This window comes from Sphingomonas sp. BL-S-25, assembly GCF_055521555.1.
The window spans coordinates 2,460,841-2,484,281 of sequence record NZ_CM145486.1 but is presented as its reverse complement, the minus strand read 5'-3'; the positions used below and the strand labels follow the sequence as shown (position 1 = coordinate 2,484,281).

21 protein-coding genes, 1 tRNA gene and 1 pseudogene are annotated in these 23,441 nt (G+C 65.8%); 14 read left to right on the top strand and 9 right to left on the bottom strand.

Going from position 1 to position 23,441, the window contains the following annotated elements; all coding sequences use genetic code 11:
- Positions 1 to 4: 4 nt before the first annotated feature.
- Positions 5 to 738 (bottom strand): annotated as a pseudogene (locus ACZ1H8_RS11960) (IS5 family transposase).
- A gap of 167 nt (positions 739 to 905) precedes the next feature.
- On the opposite strand from ACZ1H8_RS11960, the gene ACZ1H8_RS11955 reads away from it, so the two are divergent.
- Positions 906 to 1,265, top strand: coding sequence for a DUF2750 domain-containing protein (locus ACZ1H8_RS11955; protein ID WP_465177414.1), 360 nt, complete (start codon positions 906 to 908; stop codon positions 1,263 to 1,265).
- A gap of 568 nt (positions 1,266 to 1,833) precedes the next feature.
- Here the strand turns inward: ACZ1H8_RS11955 and ACZ1H8_RS11950 are convergent.
- Both ACZ1H8_RS11950 and ACZ1H8_RS11945 read right to left on the bottom strand, forming a co-directional pair.
- A complete protein-coding gene (locus ACZ1H8_RS11950; protein WP_465177413.1) occupies positions 1,834 to 3,051 on the bottom strand; it encodes a tyrosine-type recombinase/integrase in 1,218 nt (405 codons plus the stop codon).
- A 151-nt stretch (positions 3,052 to 3,202) separates the two neighbouring features.
- Positions 3,203 to 3,278 (bottom strand) — tRNA-Thr (locus ACZ1H8_RS11945).
- Between the two features lie 200 nt (positions 3,279 to 3,478).
- On the opposite strand from ACZ1H8_RS11945, the gene ACZ1H8_RS11940 reads away from it, so the two are divergent.
- The 6 genes from ACZ1H8_RS11940 to ACZ1H8_RS11915 all read left to right on the top strand — a co-directional run bounded on the left by ACZ1H8_RS11940 (position 3,479) and on the right by ACZ1H8_RS11915 (position 12,043).
- Entirely contained in the window at positions 3,479 to 4,066 is a 588-nt protein-coding gene (locus tag ACZ1H8_RS11940) for a PAS domain-containing protein (protein ID WP_465177412.1), read from the top strand.
- A gap of 152 nt (positions 4,067 to 4,218) precedes the next feature.
- Complete coding sequence (locus tag ACZ1H8_RS11935; protein ID WP_465177411.1) at positions 4,219 to 8,847, top strand: NAD-glutamate dehydrogenase domain-containing protein; 4,629 nt, start codon at positions 4,219 to 4,221, stop codon at positions 8,845 to 8,847.
- A 127-nt stretch (positions 8,848 to 8,974) separates the two neighbouring features.
- Entirely contained in the window at positions 8,975 to 9,622 is a 648-nt protein-coding gene (locus ACZ1H8_RS11930) for a PepSY-associated TM helix domain-containing protein (RefSeq protein ID WP_465177410.1), read from the top strand.
- A 23-nt stretch (positions 9,623 to 9,645) separates the two neighbouring features.
- Positions 9,646 to 10,173, top strand: coding sequence for a DUF2271 domain-containing protein (locus ACZ1H8_RS11925; protein ID WP_465177409.1), 528 nt, complete (start codon positions 9,646 to 9,648; stop codon positions 10,171 to 10,173).
- A gap of 14 nt (positions 10,174 to 10,187) precedes the next feature.
- The gene (locus ACZ1H8_RS11920; protein WP_465177408.1) at positions 10,188 to 11,069 is read left to right on the top strand and encodes a DUF4198 domain-containing protein; all 882 of its coding nucleotides are present in this window, start codon (positions 10,188 to 10,190) and stop codon (positions 11,067 to 11,069) included.
- 95 nt (positions 11,070 to 11,164) lie between these two features.
- Entirely contained in the window at positions 11,165 to 12,043 is an 879-nt protein-coding gene (locus ACZ1H8_RS11915; protein ID WP_465181388.1) for an FAD:protein FMN transferase, read from the top strand.
- 20 nt (positions 12,044 to 12,063) lie between these two features.
- Here ACZ1H8_RS11915 and ACZ1H8_RS11910 read toward each other — a convergent pair whose 3' ends face one another.
- From ACZ1H8_RS11910 to cobT, 4 genes are all read right to left on the bottom strand, one after another.
- Positions 12,064 to 12,747 carry a Fe2+-dependent dioxygenase gene (locus tag ACZ1H8_RS11910; protein ID WP_465177407.1) on the bottom strand — a complete coding sequence of 228 codons (684 nt, stop codon included), beginning with the start codon at positions 12,745 to 12,747 and terminating at the stop codon, positions 12,064 to 12,066.
- Between the two features lie 92 nt (positions 12,748 to 12,839).
- Positions 12,840 to 15,335, bottom strand: a complete 2,496-nt coding sequence (locus tag ACZ1H8_RS11905; RefSeq protein ID WP_465181387.1) for a TonB-dependent receptor — start codon at positions 15,333 to 15,335, stop codon at positions 12,840 to 12,842.
- A gap of 159 nt (positions 15,336 to 15,494) precedes the next feature.
- On the bottom strand, positions 15,495 to 15,749 hold the full coding sequence (locus tag ACZ1H8_RS11900) for a ribbon-helix-helix domain-containing protein (protein WP_465177406.1): 255 nt from the start codon (positions 15,747 to 15,749) through the stop codon (positions 15,495 to 15,497).
- Positions 15,742 to 17,574, bottom strand: a complete 1,833-nt coding sequence (gene cobT / locus ACZ1H8_RS11895; RefSeq protein WP_465177405.1) for a cobaltochelatase subunit CobT — start codon at positions 17,572 to 17,574, stop codon at positions 15,742 to 15,744. Before cobT ends, ACZ1H8_RS11900 begins: the two co-directional genes overlap by 8 nt.
- A 123-nt stretch (positions 17,575 to 17,697) precedes the next feature.
- Here cobT and ACZ1H8_RS11890 point away from each other — a divergent pair, with 123 nt between their 5' ends.
- Positions 17,698 to 18,129, top strand: a complete 432-nt coding sequence (locus tag ACZ1H8_RS11890; RefSeq protein ID WP_465177404.1) for a hypothetical protein — start codon at positions 17,698 to 17,700, stop codon at positions 18,127 to 18,129.
- A gap of 21 nt (positions 18,130 to 18,150) precedes the next feature.
- On the opposite strand, the gene cobS is transcribed toward ACZ1H8_RS11890, so the two are convergent.
- The gene (gene cobS, locus ACZ1H8_RS11885; protein ID WP_465177403.1) at positions 18,151 to 19,155 is read right to left on the bottom strand and encodes a cobaltochelatase subunit CobS; all 1,005 of its coding nucleotides are present in this window, start codon (positions 19,153 to 19,155) and stop codon (positions 18,151 to 18,153) included.
- A gap of 87 nt (positions 19,156 to 19,242) precedes the next feature.
- Positions 19,243 to 19,938 (bottom strand): winged helix-turn-helix transcriptional regulator, encoded by a 696-nt coding sequence (locus ACZ1H8_RS11880; RefSeq protein WP_465177402.1) that lies wholly within the window; start codon positions 19,936 to 19,938, stop codon positions 19,243 to 19,245.
- An 89-nt stretch (positions 19,939 to 20,027) separates the two neighbouring features.
- Between ACZ1H8_RS11880 and ACZ1H8_RS11875 the strand changes: the two genes are divergently transcribed.
- The 6 genes from ACZ1H8_RS11875 to ACZ1H8_RS11850 all read left to right on the top strand — a co-directional run bounded on the left by ACZ1H8_RS11875 (position 20,028) and on the right by ACZ1H8_RS11850 (position 23,378).
- Positions 20,028 to 20,462 (top strand): VOC family protein, encoded by a 435-nt coding sequence (locus tag ACZ1H8_RS11875; protein WP_465177401.1) that lies wholly within the window; start codon positions 20,028 to 20,030, stop codon positions 20,460 to 20,462.
- A 15-nt stretch (positions 20,463 to 20,477) separates the two neighbouring features.
- A complete protein-coding gene (locus ACZ1H8_RS11870; RefSeq protein ID WP_465177400.1) occupies positions 20,478 to 20,708 on the top strand; it encodes a DUF4287 domain-containing protein in 231 nt (76 codons plus the stop codon).
- Positions 20,709 to 20,733: 25 nt separating this feature from the next.
- A complete protein-coding gene (locus ACZ1H8_RS11865) occupies positions 20,734 to 21,228 on the top strand; it encodes a VOC family protein (RefSeq protein ID WP_465177399.1) in 495 nt (164 codons plus the stop codon).
- Positions 21,229 to 21,262: 34 nt separating this feature from the next.
- Entirely contained in the window at positions 21,263 to 21,979 is a 717-nt protein-coding gene (locus ACZ1H8_RS11860; protein WP_465177398.1) for a DUF1428 domain-containing protein, read from the top strand.
- 20 nt (positions 21,980 to 21,999) lie between these two features.
- Positions 22,000 to 22,797, top strand: coding sequence for a VOC family protein (locus ACZ1H8_RS11855; protein WP_465177397.1), 798 nt, complete (start codon positions 22,000 to 22,002; stop codon positions 22,795 to 22,797).
- Positions 22,798 to 23,021: 224 nt separating this feature from the next.
- On the top strand, positions 23,022 to 23,378 hold the full coding sequence (locus tag ACZ1H8_RS11850) for an endonuclease domain-containing protein (RefSeq protein WP_465177396.1): 357 nt from the start codon (positions 23,022 to 23,024) through the stop codon (positions 23,376 to 23,378).
- Positions 23,379 to 23,441: the final 63 nt, after the last annotated feature.

Genomic DNA, 23,441 nt, shown 5'->3' with positions numbered 1-23,441 from the left:
CCTGTTAGGCGGCGTGGACAAATTTGAGCCAGTATCTGGCGGTAGCGACGTGGACCATGCCGAGGAAGCTGTTGGCCAGTTGGTCATAGCGGGTGGCGATTGCTCGGTTGATCTTGAGGTGGCCGAACATGCGCTCGATGCGGTTGCGCTGCCTGTAGAGCGTCCGGTCATGCTCGATCTTCACGCGGCGGTTTGATCGGCCGGGGATGACGGCCTTGATCTTTCGGTCGGCGAGATCGGTTCGGATCGCGTCCGCATCGTAACCCTTGTCCGCCAACAAAGCGTCGGGCGCGCGCTCGGGCAGGTCGATCAAAGCGTCATAGGCTTTGCAGTCCGCCGCTTCGCCGCCCGTCAGATGGAAGGCAACTGGTCGTCCCAAGGCATCAGCCAAGCAGTGAAGCTTACTGGTGAACCCGCCCCGCGAGCGGCCAAGAGCGCGTCGATGAGTCCCCCTTTTCCGCCCGCTGCCGAGACGTGGGCACGGACTGTGGTGCTGTCGATGCTGTAGTGGCCGCTGTCCGCCATGATCTCGGCAAGCGTCACGGCAACGGTCTCCCAGACCCTGGCTTCGCTCCACCGCCGGAACCGGCGATAGATCGTGTTCCAACTGCCATATTTGGGAGGGACATCGCGCCACGGCGCACCGCACCGGAGCCGCCAGAGTATGCCGTTGATGATCGAGCGGTTCTGCTCGGGTGGTCTGCCTCGGCCACGGTTCTCAGGCTCGATCGGCAGCAAGTCCTTCAGAATGCGCCATTCTGGCTCGGTGAGATCGCCTCTGCTCAAGCTTACCTCCAAAAGGCAGCCTTGAATCAATCACTTCGCGACGCGTCAAGCTCATCAGACGAGCACATCTAAGTTCCGCTCACTTGCAGAGGTCGGAGTTTGCTGCTCATTCTTGAGCGATGAGCATTTCCTCGATCAACGCCGATGCCTTTGTTTCCGAGGTGCTTCGCGGCACGCAGGTCTGGGGAATCAAAGACAAGGGTGGCTTCCCTACGTCGACAAATGCGTCCGGTGAAACGGCTATGCCCTTTTGGTCGTCGGAGACGAGAGCAATGTCGGTCATCAAAACTGTCTCGGCATATCGCGACTTTGAACCGGTACCGATCGCTCTGTCACTGTTCGCCGAAAAATGGCTTCCAGGGCCGGCAAAGGATGGTCTCCAATGCGGGCTCAATTGGTCGGGCAAGACGGCGACGGGCTATGATTTGCCACCGGCCGACGTGCTAGCCCGGCTGAACGCGAGCCAGGCCCAACCCTAACTCAAAATTTGTCCACGCCGCCTAGAATGATCCGTATCATTAAACACTCCGGCGCATAACTGGGGTCTCAAGCCCCTCTTAGCGATTATCTTGGACTGCCAATCATAGGGCGCTGGTGACGTTTACCCATTCTCGATTGCCAGCCTTATAGCATGTGTACTTTGCGCGGACGCCGTCGTTGATCGGCCAAAATACGAGCTTGAACCAGTCGACTGCAAGCGTCGGGGGAGCAATTGATGGCCTCATTGTAAGCAGCCATGCTCCAATCTGGCGTCATAACCACGAGGATCATGACGCACGCGGCAAGCATGCTCCTAGGTATACAAATCGGTTAACAAAGCGCATAAACCCCCTGGCGCCCGCTGCAAATGCCCCGATGCAACTATCTGACTTGGACTATGCGTCAAACTGGTCGCGCTGCGCAATGGCAAATTTATAGAATGCACTCATCCCACCGCAGTAACGCCATTTACAGTGCTTTATCTGTGACTCGATGCAGACCTTCACTTCCGAAACTCCGCTCCAATATGCCCGATCCGCGCCCACCCCTCCTCGCCACTCGACAATTTCAAGCCTGCGTGCGGAACTTGCCCTTGATCACCTTCCCGCCAATTCGAAGGTGGTCGAGATAATCGGACCACCACTGCGCCATGCGTACACGCTCTTCCCAATGAGCTCCGCGATGATAGGCGGCACGAACCCGGTCCCGCTCGCCATGCGCCAAGGCGCGCTCGATCGCATCCGGGTGCCAAAGACCTGACTCGTTGAGTAGCGTGCTGGCCATCGCGCGAAACCCATGGCTCGTCATCTCGTCATGTTCGAAGCCAAGCCGCCGCAGCGCCACGTTGAGCGTATTGTCGGAGAGCGGCCGCTGCGTCGTATGAAGCGCTGGGAACAGGTACTCGCTTGCGCGAGCAAGCCCGCGCAGATCCTGCAACAGAAAAAGCACTTGCCGCGAAAGGGGCACCGCGTGCGGCTGCTTCATCTTCATCCGCTCCGCGGGAACCTGCCAGACCTTCTCGGCAAAGTCGATCTCGTTCCACTTCGCTTGTCGCAGCTCGCCAGGGCGCAGGAACACATGAGGCGCGATGCGGAGCGCGTAGAGGGTCTCGGGCCGTCCTTTATAGTCCTCGATGCTCCTGAGCAGCTCCCCGACCTTCTTCGGATCGACGATCGCGGCATGATGCTTCACCTTCGGGACCGTCAGGGCGCCGCGCAGGATGTCGGCTGGGTTTCGCTCGGTGCGCAACGTCGCAAAGCCATATCGAAACACCCGGCCAGCGAAGGACCGCAGCCTGATCGCCGTCTCATGGTGGCCGCGCCGCTCCACCCGCTTCAGCACGTCGAGCAGTTCATGAGGCGTTATCGCCGCAACCGGTCGTTTGGCGATCCCGCCCAATAGCTCAAGGAACCAACGCGCCTTCTTGATCGTCGCAGGCGAACGTCCTTCCCGCTCCATCTTCTCGATATACTCGACAGCGACGAGCTCGAAGGTTGTCTTTGCCGCCAGTTCGGCCGCCAATCGCTTTTGACGCTTTTCCTCGACCGGATCGAGCCCGTCATCCAACTCCGCCTTGGCTTCGTCACGCTTGCGGCGAGCCTGCTGGAGCGTGACGTCGGGAAAGCGGCCAAGCGACAACTTCCGCTCGATCCCGCAGCAGCGATAGCGAAATCGCCAGAGAAATGCCCCGGAGGGCTGAACCAGGAGATAGAGCCCATCCGAATCGAAGAGCTTATATGCACGCTCTTTCGGCTGAGCGGCTCGAATCTGTACCGCGTTAAGCATGGGGCCACGCCTCCTTGCATGTTCGTGGCCCCACGTTTTATGGCCCCTTTTGAGTGGGCCACGGCGGAACATAATGGGAAAATATGGGACCGCGCTGAGCCCATAATAGCTTATAAACGCGCGATTTTCTAGAGATGTTCTCTATACGTACTGGTGCCGCTTACAGGACTCGAACCTGTGACCCCCGCATTACGAATGCGATGCTCTACCAACTGAGCTAAAGCGGCCCGCCCGGCGCGAACGCGTCGGGGAGGCGGCGCGCTTACCAGCCTCTTTCGCCACTGACAAGCATTGCCGCGACCTTTGTCGCTTGGCGGGCGAGATTCCGGTGCACGGGCCGATGGCGCCGGGGTTTACGGGGCTTTTACCGCGCCCGGCGCACGAGTCCGCCATTGGAACGGCCCTGCCAGAGCGTGGAGCACGCGGAATGCATATGTCGTACGGAGCCGCCGGTCGGGGGCCGGTAGGCGACTCGGAAACAGGTCCGGACGGGGCGTATCCGCTTGGGATCGGCGGCGACGACCGCCGCATGTACCTGCGTGCCTATCGCTACTGGGTGTCCCTCCTGCGGGGGCGGGATCAGCCGTCGATCCTGGATCTCGACCCGCATGCAATCGCCAATTTCGGCCCGCATTCGATGCTGCTGGAGGTAATGCGGAGCCGAGGCGATCCGCGAATCCGTTATCTCGGCCGCACGCTCCGCGAGGGAATCGCGCCGGATCGAAGCGTGACCCGCGCCACGCGGCCCGTCCGCCGGTCGCTGCTGCCGCGACTGGCAGACCAATGCCGCCGGATCATCTCCAATCGACAGCCGATCGGCTTCGAGGGCGAGTTCGCCGGATTGCGCAGCGGCACGACGCTGTACCGCGGGGTCCTGCTGCCTTTCTCCGCAAGGGAGGATCGGGTCGATTATATTTATGGTGTGATCAACTGGATGGAGTTGGTCGATGCCGAAACGCAACGGCGGCTGGAAACGGAAATGGCCGCGGCGTGCCGGACAGGGTCCGCTGTGTAGCCCCGATCGCGCTCGAACAGGCCGTGCAAAAGCTCGCCATGTAGCGACCTTTAATTAGCCATGGCGGGAACCAAGCGCACGTTAATTGCGATTGTGAACGGCCAGCGCTGTCGGACTTGAGAAGGCCAGAGGGCAGGCGCATAGGAGCCCGCATGCCGAAGAATATAAGCGCGCTCAAGCAAGCGTTCGAAGCCCGGCTGCTCGATGGAGCACTCCCCGGCGAACTCGAGGGATTTGGAGAGGAAGAGCGGAAAGCTGCCGCGGCGTTCGTCGCCGAAGCCGCTGCCGAGCGGCCGCCCGGCACCGCGAAGGTCGTGCTCGAAAGCTATGAGGACGAGCGCCGCCGCATGCGGCTGACGGTCATCAACGATGACATGCCCTTCCTGGTCGATTCGATCTCGGGCGCGCTGGCCGCGCACGACATCGCGATCCACCGCATTCTTCACCCCGTGCTCAAGGTTACCCGAAACGAAGCCGGGCAGCTGACCGATATCGGCCCCGATGCGGCCGGCGCCCGCCCCGAATCGATGGTGTTCATCGAAACCGAGCGCGCCGACGCCAAGACCCGCCGCGCCGCCGCGACCGAGATCGAGCGGACGCTGGAGCAGGTTCGCGCCGCGGTCGAGGACTGGCGCGCGCTGCAGGCGGCGATCGGTGCCGACGCCGCGCACCTGCCGACGCCCGAGGGCGAGGCGCTGCTGCGCTGGTTCCAGGGCGGCGCGATGACGCTGCTGGCGCATGAGAAGTGGCGCACCGACGGCACCAGCAGCGACCAGCTGGGCATCATCCGCTATTCGCAGAGCGCGCCGATCCTGGCAGACGCATCGCGCAAGGCAGCCGTCGACTATTTCGCCAAGGGTGGCGAGGCACCGCTGCTGCTCAAGTCCAACTGCATCTCGACCGTGCACCGGCGCGCGCCGCTCGACATTGTCGTGCTGCCGATCCTGACCGGCGCTGAAGTGACCGGCCTGTCGATCCATGCCGGCCTGTGGACCAGCGCCGCCCTGTTCTCGCTACCCGAGGAAGTGCCGGTGCTGCGCGCACGGCTGAAGGCGCTGGAGGCCAAGTTCGGCTTCAACCCCAAGGGCCATACCGGAAAGGCGATGGCGCATGCGCTGACCGCGTTGCCGCACGACCTGACCACCGCCTTCGAGCCCGCCGCGCTGGAGCAGCTGGTGCTGACGGCGATGTCGATCGCCGACCGGCCGCGCGCGAAGCTGGTGCTGGTCGCCAGCCCGCTCAAGCGCCATTTGTTCGCCTTCGTCTGGCTGCCGCGCGACGAAGTGTCGACCGGCCGCCGCACCGCGATCGGCGAGATGCTAAGCGAGGCGGCGAACGCCAAGGTGATCAACTGGACGATCGCGCTGGAGGACGGCGTGGTCGCACTGCTGCGCTACACGCTCGACCTGCGCGGCGGCGGGCAGATGCCTGATTCGCATGCGCTCGATCAGCGGCTGAAGAAGATGGTGCGCGGCTGGGTGCCCGCGGTCGAGGCAGCGCTGCACGAGCAGGGCGATGGCGGCTCGACCCGTCTGGCGATCCGCTATGCCGCCGCCTTCCCCGCGGCCTATCGCGCCACCAGCGCGCCGGAAGAGGCCGCGCGCGACATTGCGCGCATTGCCGCACTGAAGTCGAACAGCGATCGCTCGGTGCGGATCTCGCCGGTCGAGGGCGAACCCAACGGCTTCCGCATCAAGCTCTATGCCCAGGGCGGCGCGCTCGCGCTGTCGGACGCGGTCCCGGTGTTCGAGAATTTCGGCTTCCGCGTGATCGAGGAGATCCCGACCGAGCTGAGCGGCGACCACGGCATCTTCATCCATGATTTCGAGGTTGCGCTTGCCGGCCCCGCACCCGTCCTGACGCGCGACCCGGCGCTGGTCCAGGGTGCGATCGCCGCGGTGCTGGAGGGCACGGCGGAGAATGACGCGTTCAACCGCCTGATCGTCGAGACCGGCATGCGGCCGGAATCGGTCGTGCTGCTGCGCGCCTGGTTCCGCTACCTGCGCCAGACCGGACTCAGCTATGGCATGGTCACCGTGGTCGACGCGCTGCGCCGCGCCCCTGCCGTTGCCGCTGCGCTGATCGAACGGTTCGACGCCGCGCACAATCCCGAGCGCGCCGGCAAGGACGAAGCCGCGATCGAGACGGCCGACGCTGCGATCGAGGCGGGCCTGGCCAATGTCTCGGCGATCGACGACGACCGCATCCTGCGCGCCTTGCGCGGCGTGATCCTCGCGACGCTGCGCACCAATGCTTATGCCCCGGCCGGCCGCGAGGCGCTGGCGTTCAAGCTGGACAGCGCGCGCGTACCCGGCCTGCCTCGCCCGCTGCCCTGGCGCGAAATCTGGGTGTACAGCCCTCGCGTCGAGGGCATCCACCTGCGTGCCGGCCCGGTCGCGCGCGGTGGCCTGCGCTGGTCCGATCGCCGCGACGATTTCCGCAGCGAGATCCTCGACCTGATGAAGGCGCAGCGCGTCAAGAACGCCGTCATCGTGCCGACCGGCGCCAAGGGCGGCTTCTATGCCAAGCAGCTCCCCTCGCCCGCGCTGGACCGCGACGCCTGGTTCGCGGAGGGGACCGAGAGCTATCGCATCTTCATCCGCACCTTGCTGTCGATCACCGACAATATCGTCCAGGGCGAGGTGGTGCATCCCGAGGGCGTGACGATTCTCGACGGCAACGACCCCTATTTCGTGGTCGCCGCCGACAAGGGGACCGCGACCTTCTCCGACGTCGCCAATGCGATCGCCGTCGACAAGGGCTTCTGGCTGGGCGACGCCTTTGCCTCGGGCGGCAGCCATGGCTATGACCACAAGGCGATGGGCATCACCGCCCGCGGCGGCTGGGTTTCGGTCCAGCGCCACTTCCTGGAAATGGGCATCGACGTCCAGTCGGAGCCGGTGCGCGTCGCCGGCTGCGGCGACATGTCGGGCGACGTGTTCGGCAATGGCATGCTGTTGTCGAAGGCGATCAAGCTGGTCGCCGCGTTCGACCATCGCCACATCTTCCTCGATCCCGATCCCAATCCCGACGCGAGCTGGGCGGAGCGCGCCCGCATGTTCGCGCTGCCGCGCTCCAGCTGGGCGGACTATAATCCGTCGCTGATCTCCGAAGGCGGCGGCGTCTATGCCCGGACCGAGAAGTCGATCCCGCTGTCGCCCCAGGTCCGCGAGATGCTGGGCGTCACGATCGAGTCGATCGATCCGGCGGGGCTGATCAACCTGATCCTGAAGGCGCCGGTCGACCTGATGTGGTTCGGCGGCATCGGCACCTATGTGAAGGCGGCGGCCGAGAGCCATCTCGACGCGCGTGATCCGTCGAACGATCGCCTCCGCGTCAATGCCGAGGAGATGCGGGCACGCGTCATCGGCGAGGGCGCCAATCTGGGCGTCACCCAGGCGGCGCGCATCGCCTTCGCCACCCGCGGCGGCCGGATCAATACCGACTTCATCGACAATTCGGCCGGCGTCGATTGCTCGGACAACGAGGTCAACATCAAGATCGCGCTGAACCGCGAGGTGATCGAGGGCCGGCTGGAGTTCGAGGATCGCAACAGCTTCCTGGCGGCGATGACCGACGACGTCTCGCATCTGGTGCTGGAGGATAACCGGCTGCAGACGCTGGCGCTGTCGTTCATGGAGAATGACGGCGCGGTCGCGCTGCCCTCCTATGTCCGCGTGATCGAGATCCTCGAGTCCGCCGGACGGCTGGACCGGACGGTCGAGGGGCTTGGCACCAATGACGACCTGCTGCGCCGCGCGCAGGAAGGCCGCGGGCTGACCCGTCCCGAACTCGCCGTGCTGCTGGCCAGCTGCAAGCTGGGCATCCAGGACGCGGTCGAGCATGGCGATCTGGGCAACGATCCCGAGCTCGCGCACTATCTGCACGATGCCTTCCCGTCGGCGATGCGCGAACGCTTTGGTACGGCGATCGACGAGCACCGGCTGCGCGCCGAGATCGTCGCGACGAAGCTGGCCAACCGCGTCGTCAACCGGCTGGGCGTGCTCCATCCGTTCGAGCTTGCCGAGGAAGAAGGCGCGTCGATGCGCGACATCGCGGCGATGTTCGTCGTCGCCGAAAAGCTGCTCGGCCTGCCCGACATCTGGGAAGCGATCGAGACGGCCGAAATCGGCGAGGGCGCACGCCTGGCACTGCTCGAGGAAGTCGCGGTCGCGGTGCGCGGCCAGATCGCCGACCTGCTGAGGGTCTGCCGCCCAGGCGCGAGCCCGGCCGAGGTCATCGCCAGGCTGAAGCCCGGGATCGAGAGCCTGGATCGCCAGACCAAGGCGCTGCTGCTCGACGAGGTCCGCGCCCAGTCGAACCGCATCTCCGCACGGCTGGAGGCGGCCGGCGCGCCGGGCGATCTGGTCGCCAAGGTCGTCCGCCTGTTCGAGCTGGACGGCGCGGTCGGCCTGGCCGATCTGGGCGAACGCCGCGGCATCGACGAGACGGTGCTGACCCGCGCCTTCACCGCGCTGGGCCAGGCGCTCGGCCTCGACTGGGCCCAGTCGACCGCCGCCCGGATCACCACCGGCGATGTATGGGAACGGCTGCTGATCGCCGGGCTCGCCCGCGACTTCCAGCAGCTTCGCCTGGAATTCCTGGCGCGCGTCGATGCCAAGGACCCGCAGGCGAGCGTCGACGACTGGCTGGAGGCGAATCAGGCGCGCGTCGCCCAGTTCGCGGCGCTGGTCGCGCGCGCGCGCCTTGCCCCCACGCCCAATGCGGCGATGCTGGCGCAGATCGCCGGACAAGCGCGCGTGCTGCTCGGCCGGGCCTGAAAGTCACGGCCCCCGGAGCCGGTGCTTCGGGGGCCAAAGACCTTCCGAAAATCACGCCTATCACGTTGCAATTGCGAATCGTTCGCGTTATCGCGCGGTCATCATTTCCCGAGATGACCGCCACCCGATGCATGCTCCCGCCCCACCGGCTCGACCCGCAAAGAAGCGCAGCCGGAAAGCCTTCTGGCTGAAGCAGCTTCACACCTGGCACTGGATCAGTTCGGCAATCAGCCTGATCGGCCTGCTGCTGTTCGCGATCACCGGCTTCACGCTCAATCATGCCGCCGACATCGAAGGGTCGCCGGTCACACAGGAAGCCAAGGCGCAACTGCCCAAGGCGCTGCTGCCGCGGATTGCGCCCGATGATGCGCCCGATGCGAAGAAACCGTTTCCGGACGAGGTCCGCAGCTGGCTCGAAGCGAACCTCAAAAGCCGCGCCTCGGGTGATGCCGACTGGTCCGCGGACGAGATCTACCTGGCCCTGCCCCGCCCCGGCGGCGACGGCTGGATCTCGGTCGACCGCGCCACCGGCGAGGTGACGACCGAAAACACCAGCCGCGGCTGGATCGCCTATCTCAACGACCTTCACAAGGGCCGCAACTCGGGCACCGCCTGGAAGTGGTTCATCGACATCTTCGTGCTGGCCTGCATGGTCTTCACGCTGACCGGGCTCGTCCTGCTGTGGATGCATTCGAAGCACCGCAAGAGCACTTGGCCGCTCGTCGGCGCGGGGCTCGTGATCCCGGCACTCATCGCCATTTTCCTGATCCACTGATCCTATCAAGGGGGACCGACATCATGGAGTATCGCCTGACCGGAATGACCGCCGTCGCGCTCGGCGCCGGCGCGCTGCTGCCCGGGAGCGCCGCGGCGCAGACGCTGGACCTGAACGTCGCGATCCCGCGGCTCAGCGTTGCCGAATATCACCGGCCCTATGTTGCCATCTGGCTCGAGAAAGAGGGCGGGCCGACCAAGACGATCGTCGTCTGGTATGATTTCGACATGAAGAATGGCGAGGGCACGAAATGGCTTCGCGACATCCGCATGTGGTGGCGCGCCTCGGGCCGGACGATGCAGTTTCCCGCCGACGGCGTCAGCAGCGCGACGCGGGCACCGGGATCGCACAAGCTGACCCTGGTGGGCGGGCGCGGCGGCATGCCGACGCTCAGCCCGGGCAAGTACACGCTGTCGATCGAGGCGGCGCGCGAGGTCGGCGGTCGCGAGATCCTGCGCCTCCCCTTCACCTGGAACGGCAGCACCGCCGTCTCCGCCAAGGCCGCCGGCAGTGCCGAGCTCGGCACCGTCTCGCTCACGCTCAAGCGCTGAAAGGTCCGATTCCCATGATGAAGCTGCGCACCTCGCTGATCGCCATTGCCGCCGTCGCAACGCTGGCGGTACCCGCCGCCTTCGCGCACCGCGCCTGGATGCTCCCGTCCTCGACCGTCGTGTCGGGTCAGGACAACTGGGTCACGGTCGATGCCGCCGCGTCGAACGACCTGTTCTTCTTCGACCATCGCCCCCTGTCGGCGATCCCGACCGTCACCCAGCCCGACGGCAGCGTCGGAGCGGTCGAGAACCATGCAGTCGGCCGCTTTCGCGCCACCTTCGACCTGCACCTCACGCAACAGGGCACCTACCGCGTCGCGATCATCAACGAAGGCGTGTTCGGCAGCTATCAGCTGGACGGCGAGACCAGGCAGTTGCCGCGCGGCACGACGACGGCGACATTGGCCCAGGCGATCCCCGCGGGCGCGACCAATGTCCGGACCTCGGAGAGCCTTGGCCGCAACGAGATCTTCATCACTCAGGGCGCGCCGACGACGACGATCTTCAAGCCGACCGGCAAGGGGATCGAGCTGGCCCCGGTCACCCATCCCAACGACCTGATCGCGGGCGAGGCGGCGACCTTCCAGTTCCTGCTCGACGGCAAGCCGGCAGCCGGGCTGACCGTCACCGTGATCCCGGGCGGCATTCGTTACCGCGACGCGCTGAAGCAGATCGATGCGAAGACCGACGCCCAGGGCAAGGTGACCGTGACCTGGCCCGAGGCCGGCATGTACTGGATGAGCGTCAGCCCGGCCGGTGCGCGGGGCGAAGGCGGTCCCGGCGGCCCCGGTGCGGGCGGCCAGGGCGCCGGAGCGCCCGCCGCGGGCGCCGCACCTGCCGGTCCGCCGGCGCGGCGGGTCAACTACATGACCACGCTCGAGGTGCTTGCTCCCTGACCGCGGCGCGCATCGTCCTCCCTCAGAACCTGTCGCCGGCGGCATTCCACCGCCGGCGCAGCGAGTCCGGCGTGTCGCAGCTTGGCGGCGAGACGATGGGTACAAGCTGGTCGGTGCGCATCGTCGATCCGGCACCGGAGGCAGTGGCCACGGTCGAGACGGTGCTGGATGGCGTCGTGCGGCAGATGAGCCACTGGGCTCCCGACTCCGATCTAAGCCGATTCAATCGCGCCGCGCCGGACCTCTGGCATCCGCTTCCGCCCGATCTGTCGGATGTGCTGGCGGCCGCACTTCAGGTCGCGCACGCCAGCGACGGCGCGTTCGATCCGGCGATGGGACGGATGGTCGACCTGTGGGGCTTCGGTCCGCCGGGTCCGCGCGACGACACGCCCTCGCTGGCCGAGATCCGCGCTGCGCAAGGCGGACGGGTCGAGCATGACGGCGCCGGGAAGATGGCGCGCCGCACCGCCACCGCCGCGCTCGACTTTTCGGGGATCGCCAAGGGTCATGCGGTGGACGCGGTCGCCCGGGCGCTGCGCGACGCAGGCAATGGCGATTTCCTGGTCGAGATCGGCGGCGAGCTGCTCGGCGAAGGCGTCAAGCCCGACGGCCAGCCCTGGTGGGTAGACCTCGCCCCGTTGCCTGGCATCGCTCCGGTTCGCATCGCGCTTCATGGCCTGTCCGTCGCCACCTCGGGCGCGGACCAGCGCAACTTCACCGTCGGCGGCCGTCGCTACTCGCACACGCTCGACCCGCGCACCGGCGGACCGATCGCCAATGGCGTGGTGCAGGTGAGCGTGATCCATCCGAACTGCATGCTGGCCGACGCCTGGGCAACCGCGCTGACCGTACTGGGTCCGGACGCAATGGCGGTGGCGAGACGCGAGAAGCTGGCGGTGCACCGGGTCTGGCGCGAAGGCGGTGTGCTGCGCGAGGAGATGTCGCCCGCGCTGGAGGCAATGCTGGCCGATTGATTTATCGGCAACCCCGGACCCTACGCGTCCGCCCAGCGCCGCAGCAAATTGTGATACACCCCGGTCAGCTCGATCACGCTGCGGTCGTCCCCGCCCAATTGCCCCGTCAGCCGCTGCACCGACTGGTCCAGGTCGAACAGGATGCGACGCGCGCTGTCGTCGCGGATCATTGATTGCAGCCAGAAGAAGCTCGCCACCCGCGTGCCGCGCGTCACCGGCGTCACATGGTGCAGGCTCGACGACGGATACAGCACCGCATGGCCCGCGGGCAGCTTCACCCGCTGAACTCCGAAATGATCCTCGACGATCAGCTCGCCGCCGTCATAGGCGGCTGGATCCTCCAGGAAGACGGTCATCGACAGGTCGCTGCGGATGCGGAACTCGGTCCCGCGCTGGATGCGGATCGCATTGTCGACATGCGTGCCGAAGGTCTGCCCCTCGCCATAGCGGTTGAACAGCGGTGGAAAGACCTTGAGCGGCAGCGCCGCGGCGAAGAACAAAGGCGAGGCGCCAAGCGCCTGCATCACGATGCCGCCCGCCTCGCGCGCGGCGGCGCTGGCTTCCGGCAGTTGCTCGTTCTGCTTCGCAAGCGCCGATTGATGGCCCGACGTCACATTGCCGTCGACCCATTCGGCCGCATCGATGATCGATCTCACCCGCGCCACTGCGGAAGCATCGAGCAGGTCGGGAATGGCGATCATCATCGGCGTCGGGTCCTCGAAACGGCAGCGGCAGCCGGAACGGTGTACCGTCCCGACTGCCGCAGGTCTTGTGCGGGATCAAATCCCGCCCGGCATCAGAAGCCGTGGTTGAGCGTCAGCACCGCCGCGCGGCTATCGCCGGGGGTCGCCCAGCCATTGTTGCGGATGCGGGTGTAATAGAGCTCGTCGGTGAAGTTCTTGATGTTCAGCGCCAGATTGAAATTCTCGTTCACCTTGTACGCGATATAGGCGCTGTGGATCAGATAGTCGTCCGAGCGATAGACCGGCGTCAGCGCGCTGCTGGGCGTAGTGGCGAGCGGCGTAGCCAGCGCCGGGAGGTTCAGCGCGAAATCGCCCTGATAGGTGACGCTGTATCCGATCGTCAGGCCGAACGGGAAGGCGTAGGTCGTGAACAGGCTGCCCGAGTGGCGCGGCGTGTTCTGCAGCTCGGCATTGGCCGCGGGGTCGCGCACCAGGCTGTTGTTGCCGCAGGGGTTGGTGATCGTCACCACCGGCGGCTGCCCGCTGCTGCTGGACACAGGTCCGGGATTCGCAAGGCAGCGATCCGACACCGACTGGAGCAGCTTCGGTTCGAGATAGGTGTAGTTGGCGGTGACCGACCAGTTCGGCGTGATCTTGCCGATCGCGCTCAGCGCGATGCCGTCGACGCGCGAATGGCCGTCGAGCACCTGATCGGGGATCGTTGGATCGTTCGACGGCACGCGGTAGGTATCCCGCTCGTTGCGGAACAGCGCCGCGGTCAGCAGCAGCCGGCCGTCCGCCACTTCCGCCTTGGCGCCGATTTCGTAATTCTTCGCGCCCTCGGGCTGCACGTTGCAGCTGGTGGCGACGCAGGCGCCGTTGACTGCGGTGATCGACGGCGTCTTCGAATTGCCGAACGCGGCATAGAGCGTCACTGCCTCGACCGGCTTGTACACCAGGCCCACCCGATAGGAGAACAGTTCGGCCTTGTTGTAGAAGGTCTGGCCGGGCGTCACCGCGCTCTGCGGGGTGGTCATCGTCGCGGCTGTTGCGGCGGCGTCGGTGCGGTAGTTGCCGCTGTTCGATTCCCAGCGGATGCCGCCGTTCAGCTCGAACTTGCCGAGCTTCATCGCATCGAACAGGTACAGCGCGTAGTTGGTGACCTCGCCGCGCTGGCGCCCGCTTTCGATGAAATTCTGCGGGCCGGTGTAGACGTTGCTGCCATAGGTGAAGCCGGCAGGTCCCGGCACCACCTCGTTGGGGTTGGCGATGTTGACCAGCGGGAAGGAATTATAGGCAGCGGTCCGGTTCGCATTGCGGTACAGATTCCCGGTGGAGAGGAGATATTTCTCCCACATCGCCGATCCGCCGACGACCAGCGTGTGCTCGATCGCCCCGGTATTGAACACGGCGCGCAGATCGAGCTGGTCGTACATCAGTTGATTCTGTGAATCGCGCACATTCCCGCGCGGGCCGCCGATCAGATAATAGCCCGTCGGCAGCGTAACGTTCGCGGCGCCGTTATAGGTGACGGCGCAAGCCGCGCCGGTGGGCGTACGGCCGTTCGCCAGGCAGAAGGTGCCCTGGGGCGGGCCGACAATGGTCAGCTGTTCGACATTCTGCCAGCGCGCCAGATTGCGGACCGACACCGTGTCGCTGATCTCATGCTCGAAGGTGACGGTCGCCTGATCGACCGTGATCTCCTGCGTGTCGACGTTGCGATAGCCGAAATAGTCGCTGCGATCGACGCCCGGCAGCGCGCCGTTGCTGACCGCGTTCTTGTAATAGGGCACGCCGTATTGCGGGATGTTGTCGTCTTCCTGATGGACATATTGGAAGATCAATCGGGTCGGGCTGTCGATACCGATGGTGACCGCCGGCGCGACGCCCCAGCGGCGATAATTCTCGACATCGCGACCCGGCACGTCGTTCTGATGCACCATCGCGTTCAGGCGGACGGCGATCAGATCGCTGACTCGCACATTGGCGTCCAGCGTGCCGCGATAATATTCGTCGGTCCCAACGCCGCCGCTGACCAGAACACGGGTTTCGGCCTTGGGACGCTTGGTCACGATGTTGATCGTGCCCCCGACCGAACCCGATCCGTTGCTGACCGAATTGGCGCCATTGACGATTTCGAGCTGTTCGAGGTTGAACGAGTCCGACCGGTTATAGGCCGCGCTGTCGCGCACGCCGTCCTGGGTGATGTCGCTGCCCGCCGAATAGCCGCGCAGGTTGATCGAGTCCGCCGGCGGGCTGCCGCCCTCCGCCGCGCCGAAGGTGATGCCCGGAACGGTCGACAACATGTCGCGGAGCGTCAGCAGATTCTGCTGCTCGATCGCCTCGCCCGAGATCACCGTCACCGTCTGCGGCGTGTCGCGGACGCTGCGGGTCGCCTTGGGGCTGGCTTGGCGCTTCTCATAGACATGGCCGCTGACGACGATCTGGTCGCGGTCCTGACGCGCGGCGTCCTGATCCTCGTCGCTGGCGCTTGCCGGGGGGTCTCCGACCGGCTGCGCCATGGCCGGAGCGGTGGCGATGAAACCGACACAGGCAAGCGCGAGGAACGACGCACCCTGGCGCGCCGCGGGACTGGACTTGATCAAGATTGCACCCCTTTCGAGTCGGGTTTTCCGATTTTCGTTGCGGGTGCAGCTATTGCGAGTCGTTCGCACTGTCAACGCTAATGCGAGTTGGTCGCAGCATTGTATCAAATTGTCGCCGCGATAAGCACTGCAAGGCTCCCCTTCTGGAGGAGAAGAGAAGATTCAATTGAACGCGGCGCGAGCCTCGGCCAGCAACCAGGTCCGGATCGCGCTGGCCAGATTGGGCGGGTCCTCCCCACCAATCCTTGCATGATCGATCGCGGCGACCAGCGCGCTGAGCGGCAGGTGTCGACCTTCCGCCGCGGCCTCCAAGGCCTCCCAGAACAAGGGCTCGAGGCTGATCGACGTCTGGTGCCCGGCGATCGTCACCGACCGCTTCACCGGGCCATGAAAACCGCCCGGAGGCGGATCAATCATTGCTGTCGAACAGGGCGGCCAGCTGTTCCATCATCGTGCCGGCAAGCTGCTCGGCATCCATGATCGTCACTGCCTTCTGGTAATAGCGGGTGACGTCGTGGCCGATGCCGATCGCAACCAGCTCGACCGGCGAGCGGCCCTCGATCCAGGCGATGACCTGGCGCAGATGACGCTCCAGATAGGAGCCCGAATTCACCGACAGGGTGGAATCGTCGACCGGCGCGCCGTCGGAAATGACCATCAGCACCTTGCGATCCTCGGGCCGCGCGATGATCCGGTTATGCGCCCATAGCAGCGCCTCGCCGTCGATATTTTCCTTCAGCAGCCCTTCGCGCATCATCAGGCCCAGCGACTTCTTCGCGCGGCGCCACGGCTCGTCGGCCTGTTTGTAGATGATGTGGCGGATGTCGTTCAGCCGGCCCGGCTGCGCCGGGCGGCCGTCGGCCAGCCACTTCTCGCGCGCCTGCCCGCCCTTCCATGCACGGGTGGTGAAGCCCAGGATCTCGGTCTTCACCCCGACGCGTTCCAGCGTCCGCGCCAGAATGTCGGCGCTGATCGCGGCGATCGAGATCGGCCGCCCGCGCATCGACCCCGAATTGTCGATCAGGATGGTGACGACCGTGTCCTTGAACTCGGTATCGCGCTCGACCTTGTAGCTGAGCGACAGCATCGGGTTGACCACGACGCGCGCCAGCCGCGCTGCGTCGAGGATCCCCTCGTCCTGGTCGAAGTCCCAGCTGCGATTCTGCTGCGCCATCAACCGGCGCTGCAGCCGGTTGGCCAGCTTCGTCACCACGCCCTGGAGATGAACCAGTTGCTGGTCGAGATACGAACGCAGCCGGTCGAGCTCCTCGGGGTCGCACAGGTCGGTCGCCGCGACTTCCTCGTCGAACTGGCGGGTATAGGGCTTGTATTCGAATTGCGGCGGCAGGTCGGACCAGGGACGGTTCGGGCGGTTGGGAACGATGCCGTCCTCACCCTCGTCGCCTTCCTGACCCTCGCCATCGTCCACGCTGTCGGACTGGTCTTCCTGACCCTGCTGATCGGATTCGTCGCCCTCGCGCTGTTCGCCGCGCGCCTCGACCTCGCCCTCGCCCTGCTGCGCTTCGGCCTCGCCCTGGTCGTCGCCGCTGTCGTCCTGCTCGTCGGTCCCCTCATCCTCGCCGCCGCTGTCGTCGGTTTCGTCGGGCAGCATCTCGCCCTCGGTCAGCTCCAGGTCCTGGAGCATCCGGCTGGCGAGCGAGGCGAAAGCCTGCTGGTCGTCGATCGCGAGTTGCAGCGCGTCGAGATCCTTGCCGGCGCGCTCCTCGATCCAGTCGCGCACCATCGCCAGGCCCAGCGCCGCGCTGGACGGCGCCTCCTGGCCGGTCAGCCGTTCGCGCACCATCAGCTGGATGGCGGTCGACAGCGGCACCTCGTCGCGGTTGCGCGCCCGGCTGATCGGGTCGGAGCGCAGCCGCAGGTCCAGCGCATGATCGAGATTCGCGGCGATGCCGGCATAGCCCTTCGATCCCAGCGCCTCGACCCGTGCGGTCTCGACCGCGTCGAACACGGCGCGTGCGACCGCCTCCTTGGGCGCGCCGCGATTGTGCAGCCCGGTGTCGTGCAGCCGCATGCGCAGCGCGAAGCTGTCGGCGAAGCCACGCGCCTCGGCCACCTGATCGGCCGGCAGCGCGCGCGAGGGCAGCGGCACCTTGATGCTCTTGCCGGATTGCAACGGCGTATCGGCGGTGAAGGCGAGTTCGACCTCGGCATTGTCGGACAGCGCGCGCGCCGTCCCGCCCAGCACGGAGCGCAGTCGTTCGATCGGAGAGTCGGCAGCCATGACGCGCAGATGGGGGACAGCCCCCGCCCGATGCAAGCCCAATCGGCCTTGTCACGGCCGCTGACGGGGTTGGCGAAGCGATGCGACCCGGCTTATGCAGCCGCTGGGCAATGGGGGATCGACATGAACTGGCGCGGACTGGCGGGACGAGCGCGGAGGTTTCTGGTGCTTCCCGGCTGGAGCCGGATGAGCGAGGCCGAATATCGCGCCAATCTCAACGGACTCAGCATCTTCTTCGGCGCGGTGCTCGGCTTCGTGATGGCCAGCGTCGAGACGCTGCCGCCGCGCGACTTCGCGATGACGCTGTTCTTCACTGCGACGATGGTGATCACGATCCTTTACGTGAACTCCAGCCATCACCGCTTCAGCTATGCGCTGATGGCGGCGGTGATCATCGCCGTCTATCCCTATGCGCTGGAGGTCGTGCTGACGCCGGGCGCGAAGCTTCCGCCGCAGCTCCAGCTGACGCTCGCGGTCTGGCTCGGCTTTTCGCTGCTGGTCGAGATCCTGCCGCGCGAACGCCCCGACACGAGCACCGCCCGGGCGGACGACTGACCCTCCCGCCGGCCGGCCGGATCAGCCCTTGCTGACGACGCTCTCGGGCAGGTCGGTGCCGAACACGCGCTGATAATATTCCGCCACCTGCGCGCGCTCCGCCTCATCGCACTTGTTCAGGAACGACAGGCGGAAGGCAAAGCCGACATCCTTGAAGATCAGCGCGTTCTGCGCCCAGGTGATCACCGTGCGCGGGCTCATCACGGTCGAGATGTCGCCGTTGATGAAGCCGCGGCGGGTCAGTTCGGCCACGCGGACCATGTTCTCGACCGTCGCCTTGCCGTTGGGCTGGTCATATTCGCCCGACTTGGCGAGCACGATCTGCGCCTCGACCGCGGCCGGCAGATAGTTGAGCGTCACGACCACGTTCCAGCGGTCCATCTGGCCCTGGTTGATCTGCTGCGTGCCGTGATACAGGCCGCTGGTGTCGCCCAGGCCGACCGTGTTGGCGGTCGCGAACAGGCGGAACCAGGGGTTCGGGCGGATCACCCGGTTCTGGTCGAGCAGCGTCAGCTTGCCCTCGGTCTCCAGCACGCGCTGGATCACGAACATCACGTCGGGCCGGCCGGCGTCATATTCGTCGAACACCAGGGCGGTCGGCGTCTGCAGCGCCCAGGGCAGCAGGCCTTCGCGAAACTCGGTGACCTGCTTGCCGTCCTTCAGCACGATCGCGTCGCGGCCGATCAGGTCGATGCGGCTGATATGCGCGTCGAGATTGATGCGGATGCACGGCCAGTTCAGGCGCGCTGCCACCTGCTCGATGTGCGACGACTTGCCGGTGCCGTGATAGCCCTGGATCATCACGCGGCGGTTGTGCGCAAAGCCCGCCAGGATCGCGAGCGTCGTGTCGCCGTCGAAGACATAGGCGGGGTCGAGATCCGGCACCCGCTCGTCGGCCTCGCTGAACGCCGGCACTTCCATGTCGATGTCGATGCCGAACAGGTCGCGCACGCTGACGGTCTTGTCGGGTGCCGACAGGATCGTGGTGTCGCGGCTGTCGGGCTGGGTGTTCGGGATATCGGCCATGGTCTTCTCAATTCCCGTCCGCGCGGACCGGCGGACTCGGACTGCGAGGTAGAGGCTTGGCCCCCGCATCGCAACGCCTAAGGCGACTCAGGCCCCGAACTTGTCCGGCAGGACGAACAGGGTGACGAAGCGTTCGGCCAGTGCTCGGTCGCCGCTCAGCGTCAGCGCGCCGACCGCCTCGGCATCGTCGATCGGACGACCACCATAGACGATCGAGGCCAGCGTCATCGGATCGGTCTCGAACACTACCTGTGCGGCATCGGGCTCGGCGCGGCGCACCGCGATCCCGCCGTTCGCGACATGCGCCAGGAACGGCTCGGGCCCGAACCGGAAGCCGACATGGGCGTCGAGCGCCCCCGCCCGCTCGGCCGAGATCATCGTGCGGAACGACATCATGATCGACGCCGCCGACAATGGCAGCGTGGGATCATGCAGCGGCGACCGCACTGCCCAGCGGCCCAGCGCCTTGATCGGCTCCTCGCTCTCATAGCCCCATTCGGTCAGCTCATAGATCTGTACCGACGCGGGCGGCGGTAGCTTGCGCCGGACCAGCACGCCCGATGACTCCAGCCCCTCCAGCCGCTGCGTCAGGATATTGGCGCTGATCCCGGTCAGCGCCGCCTTCAATTCGCTGAACCGCCGCCCGCCGAACATCAGTTCGCGCACGATCAGCATCGACCAGCGCTCGCCGACCAGTTCCATCGCCAGCGCCGTCCCGCACGCATCGTCATACCAGCGGCCGCGACCCGCCTTTTCCTCTTTGGTCACTTTTTTTAACTTCATGGTTGTTTTTTGTAACTCACAAGGGCATCAAAGTCAAACGCAGCGATTCGGGACCAACCCGGCCACGCGACGATCGAAGGAGATGCCAGATGCCGAAGATGATTTTCGTCAACCTGCCCACGGCCGATGTCGTGAAATCAACGGCCTTCTACGAAGCACTCGGCTTCACCAAGGATTTGCGGTTCAGCAACGAGCACGCCTCGGCGATGGTCTGGTCCGACACGATCACGCTGATGATCCTCCACCGCGACTTCTTCGCGACCTTCACGCCCAAGCCCGTCGCCGACGCCAATGCCGGGACCGAAGTGCTGCTGGCGCTGTCGTTCGACAGCCGCGAGGCGGTCGATGCGATCGTCGATGCCGCGGCGGCATCGGGCGGCAAGGCCGATATCCGCGCGGCACAGGACATGGGCTTCATGTACAGCCGCGCGTTCGAGGATCCCGACGGCCATATGTTCGAGCCGATGTTCATGGACATGGACGCGGCGATGGCGGCCTTTGCCGGCCAGCCCGAAGCGGCCTGAGGCGGAGGCGCGACCATGTCCTTCCATGCCTATCTCACCAATATCGAGGCGAAGACCGGCAAGGGCCCGGCACAGTTTCGCGACTGGGCATCGGCGCATGGCTGGATGGCCGGCGGGCTGCTGCGCCCCGAGGTGAAAGCCGGTATTCTCACCGACGCGCTGAAGCAGGAATTCGACCTCGGCCATGGCCACGCCATGGCGATCTATGCGCTGCTCAAGGGCATGAAACGGGAAGGCGACGCCTGACGCCGCCACCAGAACGGAGAGCGACATGACCCAGAAGATCACCCCCATGCTGTGGTTCGACATGGTGGCCGAGGAAGCGGCCACCTTCTACACCTCGCTGCTGCCAGACAGTCGGATCGACCGGGTCGTCCGCGCCCCGTCGGATAATCCCAGCAGCAAGGAGGGGGACGCACTGCTGGTCGAGTTCACCCTGGCCGGGCAGAAATTCTCGGGGCTGAACGGCGGTCCGAACTTCAAGCCCAATGAGGCCGTGTCCTTTCAGATCCTGACCGAGGATCAGGTCGAAACCGACCGGCTGTGGATCGCCATCCTCGATCATGGCGGCGCCGAAAGCGCGTGCGGCTGGATCAAGGATCGCTGGGGGTTCAACTGGCAGGTGACCCCGCGCCGCCTGATGGAATTGCTGGTCGATTCCGACCCGGATCGCGCCCGCCGCGCCAACCAGGCGATGATGACCATGCGGCGCATCGACATCGCGGCGATCGAGGCGGCAGCGGATGGAGCGCCCGCGACTAACTGACCCGATAGCCACATAAGACCAGGAGAGAGAGATCATGACCTTCGTCGAAGGATTCCTCACCCCCGTCCCGATCGCCAACAAGGATGAGTATCTCAAACATGCGCGGGAGGCGGTGCCGCTGTTCCGATCGCTGGGCGCGACCCGCTTCGTCGAAACCTGGGGCGACGACGTCCCCGACGGCAAGGTCAACGACCTGAAGCAGGCGGTGCAGGCGACGCCCGACGAGGCGGTTCTGTTCAGCTGGATCGAATATCCCGACCGCGAGACGCGCGACGCTGCCAACAAGCGGATGGGCGAGGACGCATCGATGATGAACATGGAGATGCCGTTCGATGCGAAGCGGATGATCTTCGCCGGCTTCCAGCCGATCCTCGACGAGGGCAGTGGCGCCACCCCCGGCTATGTCGACGGAATCGTCCTCGCGGTGCCCGAGGCTCGAAAGGACGATTATATCGCGCTCGCCCGCAAGACCGCCGCCCTGTTCCAGGAATTCGGCGCCATCCGCGTGGTCGAGACCTGGGGCGAGGACGTCCCCGACGGCAAGGTCACCGACTATAATCGCGCGGTGCTGCGCAAGGACGGCGAGCGCGTCGTCTACAGCTGGATCGAATGGCCCGACAAGGCGACCCGCGACGCCGGCTGGGGCAAGCTGATGTCGGACGAGCGGATGCAGCCCGAGGGCGACATGCCGTTCGACGGTCAGCGGATGATGTGGGGCGGCTTCGCCCCGATCATCGACGAGCGCAACTGAGCCGGACACCGGAGGACGATATGGGCAAGCAGCATGGCAGCTTCATCTGGTACGAGTTGCTCACCGCCGATGCGAAGGCCGCAAAGGCGTTCTACGACGCAGTGATCGGCTGGACGATCGATGCCGAAGCGCCGCCGGGCGGGATGGACTATCGCATGATCCACACCTCCGACGGCCATGCCGGCGGCGTGATGCAGCTCAACGCCGACATGATCGCCGGCGGGGCGAAGCCCGTCTGGCTCGGCTATATCGGTGTCGACGATGTCGATGCCAGCGTCGCCGCGATCACCGCGGCCGGCGGCCAGGTCCATCTGCCCCCGTTCGACGTGCCCGGCGCCGGCCGCATCGCGATGGTCGCCGACCCGCAAGGCGTGCCCTTCTACGTGATGCGCGGCAGCACCGAGGGTGCCGACAGCACCGCCTATCAGCGCCACGGGCTGCAGCATGTCAGCTGGAACGAATTGACCACCCCCGACGACGCTGGTGCGCTCGCCTTCTACGAAGCCCAGTTCGGCATCACCAAGGTCGGCGGCATGCCGATGGGCCCACTTGGCGAATACAGCTTCATCGCCAACACCGAGAGCGCGGGCGAAGCGATTGGCGCGATCATGCCCGTCACCCCGAACGGCCACTCCGGCTGGAACTTCTACTTCCGCGTCCCCGACATCGCCGTGGCGAAGGCCAAGGTCGAGGCAAATGGCGGCGCCATCCTGATGGGCCCCGATCAGGTGCCGGGCGGCGAATGGACCCTCCACTGCACCGACCCCGAGGGCGTCTTCTTCGGCCTGGTGGCGCCGGAGAATTCGGGAGCGGCCTGACTTTCTCCTCCCTCGCGAAGCGGGGGAGGGGGACCATGCGAAGCATGGTGGAGGGGGGGCCGGCTGTCTCCAGCGATGGCTTGGATATTGAGCGCACCGCATGCCCCCTCCACCACGACGCTGCGCGTCGCGGTCCCCCTCCCCCGGGCCTGCGGCCCGAGGGAGGAAAAGTGCTCTTGATCTTGGTGCCGCTCGGCTTGAGGTTCAGTCGCGGGAGGGGACGTATGAAACTCAAGGGCACGCGCCGCATCCGGGGCCTAGGCCGCACGCTGCGCAAGCGCATGACCCCACCTGAAATCCGCCTCTGGAAGGAACTGCGCAAATCCCCCGGCGGGTTCACCTTCCGGCGCCAGCACGAGGCCGGCGACTATGTACTCGACTTCTACTGCGCCCCGGCAAGGCTGGCGATCGAGGTGGACGGTGAAATCCACTCGCGCGGGGATCAGCCAGAGCGGGACGCGGCGCGGGATGCCTGGCTGGCCGCGAAGGGCGTGCAGGTAATCCGCGTCCCGGCGAAAGAACTGCTCCATCACCTGGAAGAAGTCATCGCCCACATCCTAGCTACCGCATCCGCCCGCTAATCTCCTCCCTCGGAACGTAGTTCCGGGGGAGGGGGACCGCGCCCGTAGGGCGTGGTGGAGGGG

Coding starts and splice junctions, on each gene's coding strand:
- ACZ1H8_RS11860 (WP_465177398.1), top strand. CDS start 21,263: ATGACCTTCGTCGAAGGATTCCTCACCCCCGTCCCGATCGCCAACAAG.
- ACZ1H8_RS11870 (WP_465177400.1), top strand. CDS start 20,478: ATGTCCTTCCATGCCTATCTCACCAATATCGAGGCGAAGACCGGCAAG.
- ACZ1H8_RS11940 (WP_465177412.1), top strand. CDS start 3,479: ATGCATATGTCGTACGGAGCCGCCGGTCGGGGGCCGGTAGGCGACTCG.
- ACZ1H8_RS11925 (WP_465177409.1), top strand. CDS start 9,646: ATGGAGTATCGCCTGACCGGAATGACCGCCGTCGCGCTCGGCGCCGGC.
- ACZ1H8_RS11915 (WP_465181388.1), top strand. CDS start 11,165: ATGGGTACAAGCTGGTCGGTGCGCATCGTCGATCCGGCACCGGAGGCA.
- ACZ1H8_RS11880 (WP_465177402.1), bottom strand. CDS start 19,938: ATGAAGTTAAAAAAAGTGACCAAAGAGGAAAAGGCGGGTCGCGGCCGC.
- ACZ1H8_RS11890 (WP_465177404.1), top strand. CDS start 17,698: ATGAACTGGCGCGGACTGGCGGGACGAGCGCGGAGGTTTCTGGTGCTT.
- ACZ1H8_RS11935 (WP_465177411.1), top strand. CDS start 4,219: ATGCCGAAGAATATAAGCGCGCTCAAGCAAGCGTTCGAAGCCCGGCTG.
- ACZ1H8_RS11950 (WP_465177413.1), bottom strand. CDS start 3,051: ATGCTTAACGCGGTACAGATTCGAGCCGCTCAGCCGAAAGAGCGTGCA.
- ACZ1H8_RS11875 (WP_465177401.1), top strand. CDS start 20,028: ATGCCGAAGATGATTTTCGTCAACCTGCCCACGGCCGATGTCGTGAAA.
- ACZ1H8_RS11865 (WP_465177399.1), top strand. CDS start 20,734: ATGACCCAGAAGATCACCCCCATGCTGTGGTTCGACATGGTGGCCGAG.
- cobS (WP_465177403.1), bottom strand. CDS start 19,155: ATGGCCGATATCCCGAACACCCAGCCCGACAGCCGCGACACCACGATC.
- cobT (WP_465177405.1), bottom strand. CDS start 17,574: ATGGCTGCCGACTCTCCGATCGAACGACTGCGCTCCGTGCTGGGCGGG.
- ACZ1H8_RS11920 (WP_465177408.1), top strand. CDS start 10,188: ATGATGAAGCTGCGCACCTCGCTGATCGCCATTGCCGCCGTCGCAACG.
- ACZ1H8_RS11850 (WP_465177396.1), top strand. CDS start 23,022: ATGAAACTCAAGGGCACGCGCCGCATCCGGGGCCTAGGCCGCACGCTG.
- ACZ1H8_RS11910 (WP_465177407.1), bottom strand. CDS start 12,747: ATGATGATCGCCATTCCCGACCTGCTCGATGCTTCCGCAGTGGCGCGG.
- ACZ1H8_RS11930 (WP_465177410.1), top strand. CDS start 8,975: ATGCATGCTCCCGCCCCACCGGCTCGACCCGCAAAGAAGCGCAGCCGG.
- ACZ1H8_RS11955 (WP_465177414.1), top strand. CDS start 906: ATGAGCATTTCCTCGATCAACGCCGATGCCTTTGTTTCCGAGGTGCTT.
- ACZ1H8_RS11855 (WP_465177397.1), top strand. CDS start 22,000: ATGGGCAAGCAGCATGGCAGCTTCATCTGGTACGAGTTGCTCACCGCC.
- ACZ1H8_RS11900 (WP_465177406.1), bottom strand. CDS start 15,749: ATGATTGATCCGCCTCCGGGCGGTTTTCATGGCCCGGTGAAGCGGTCG.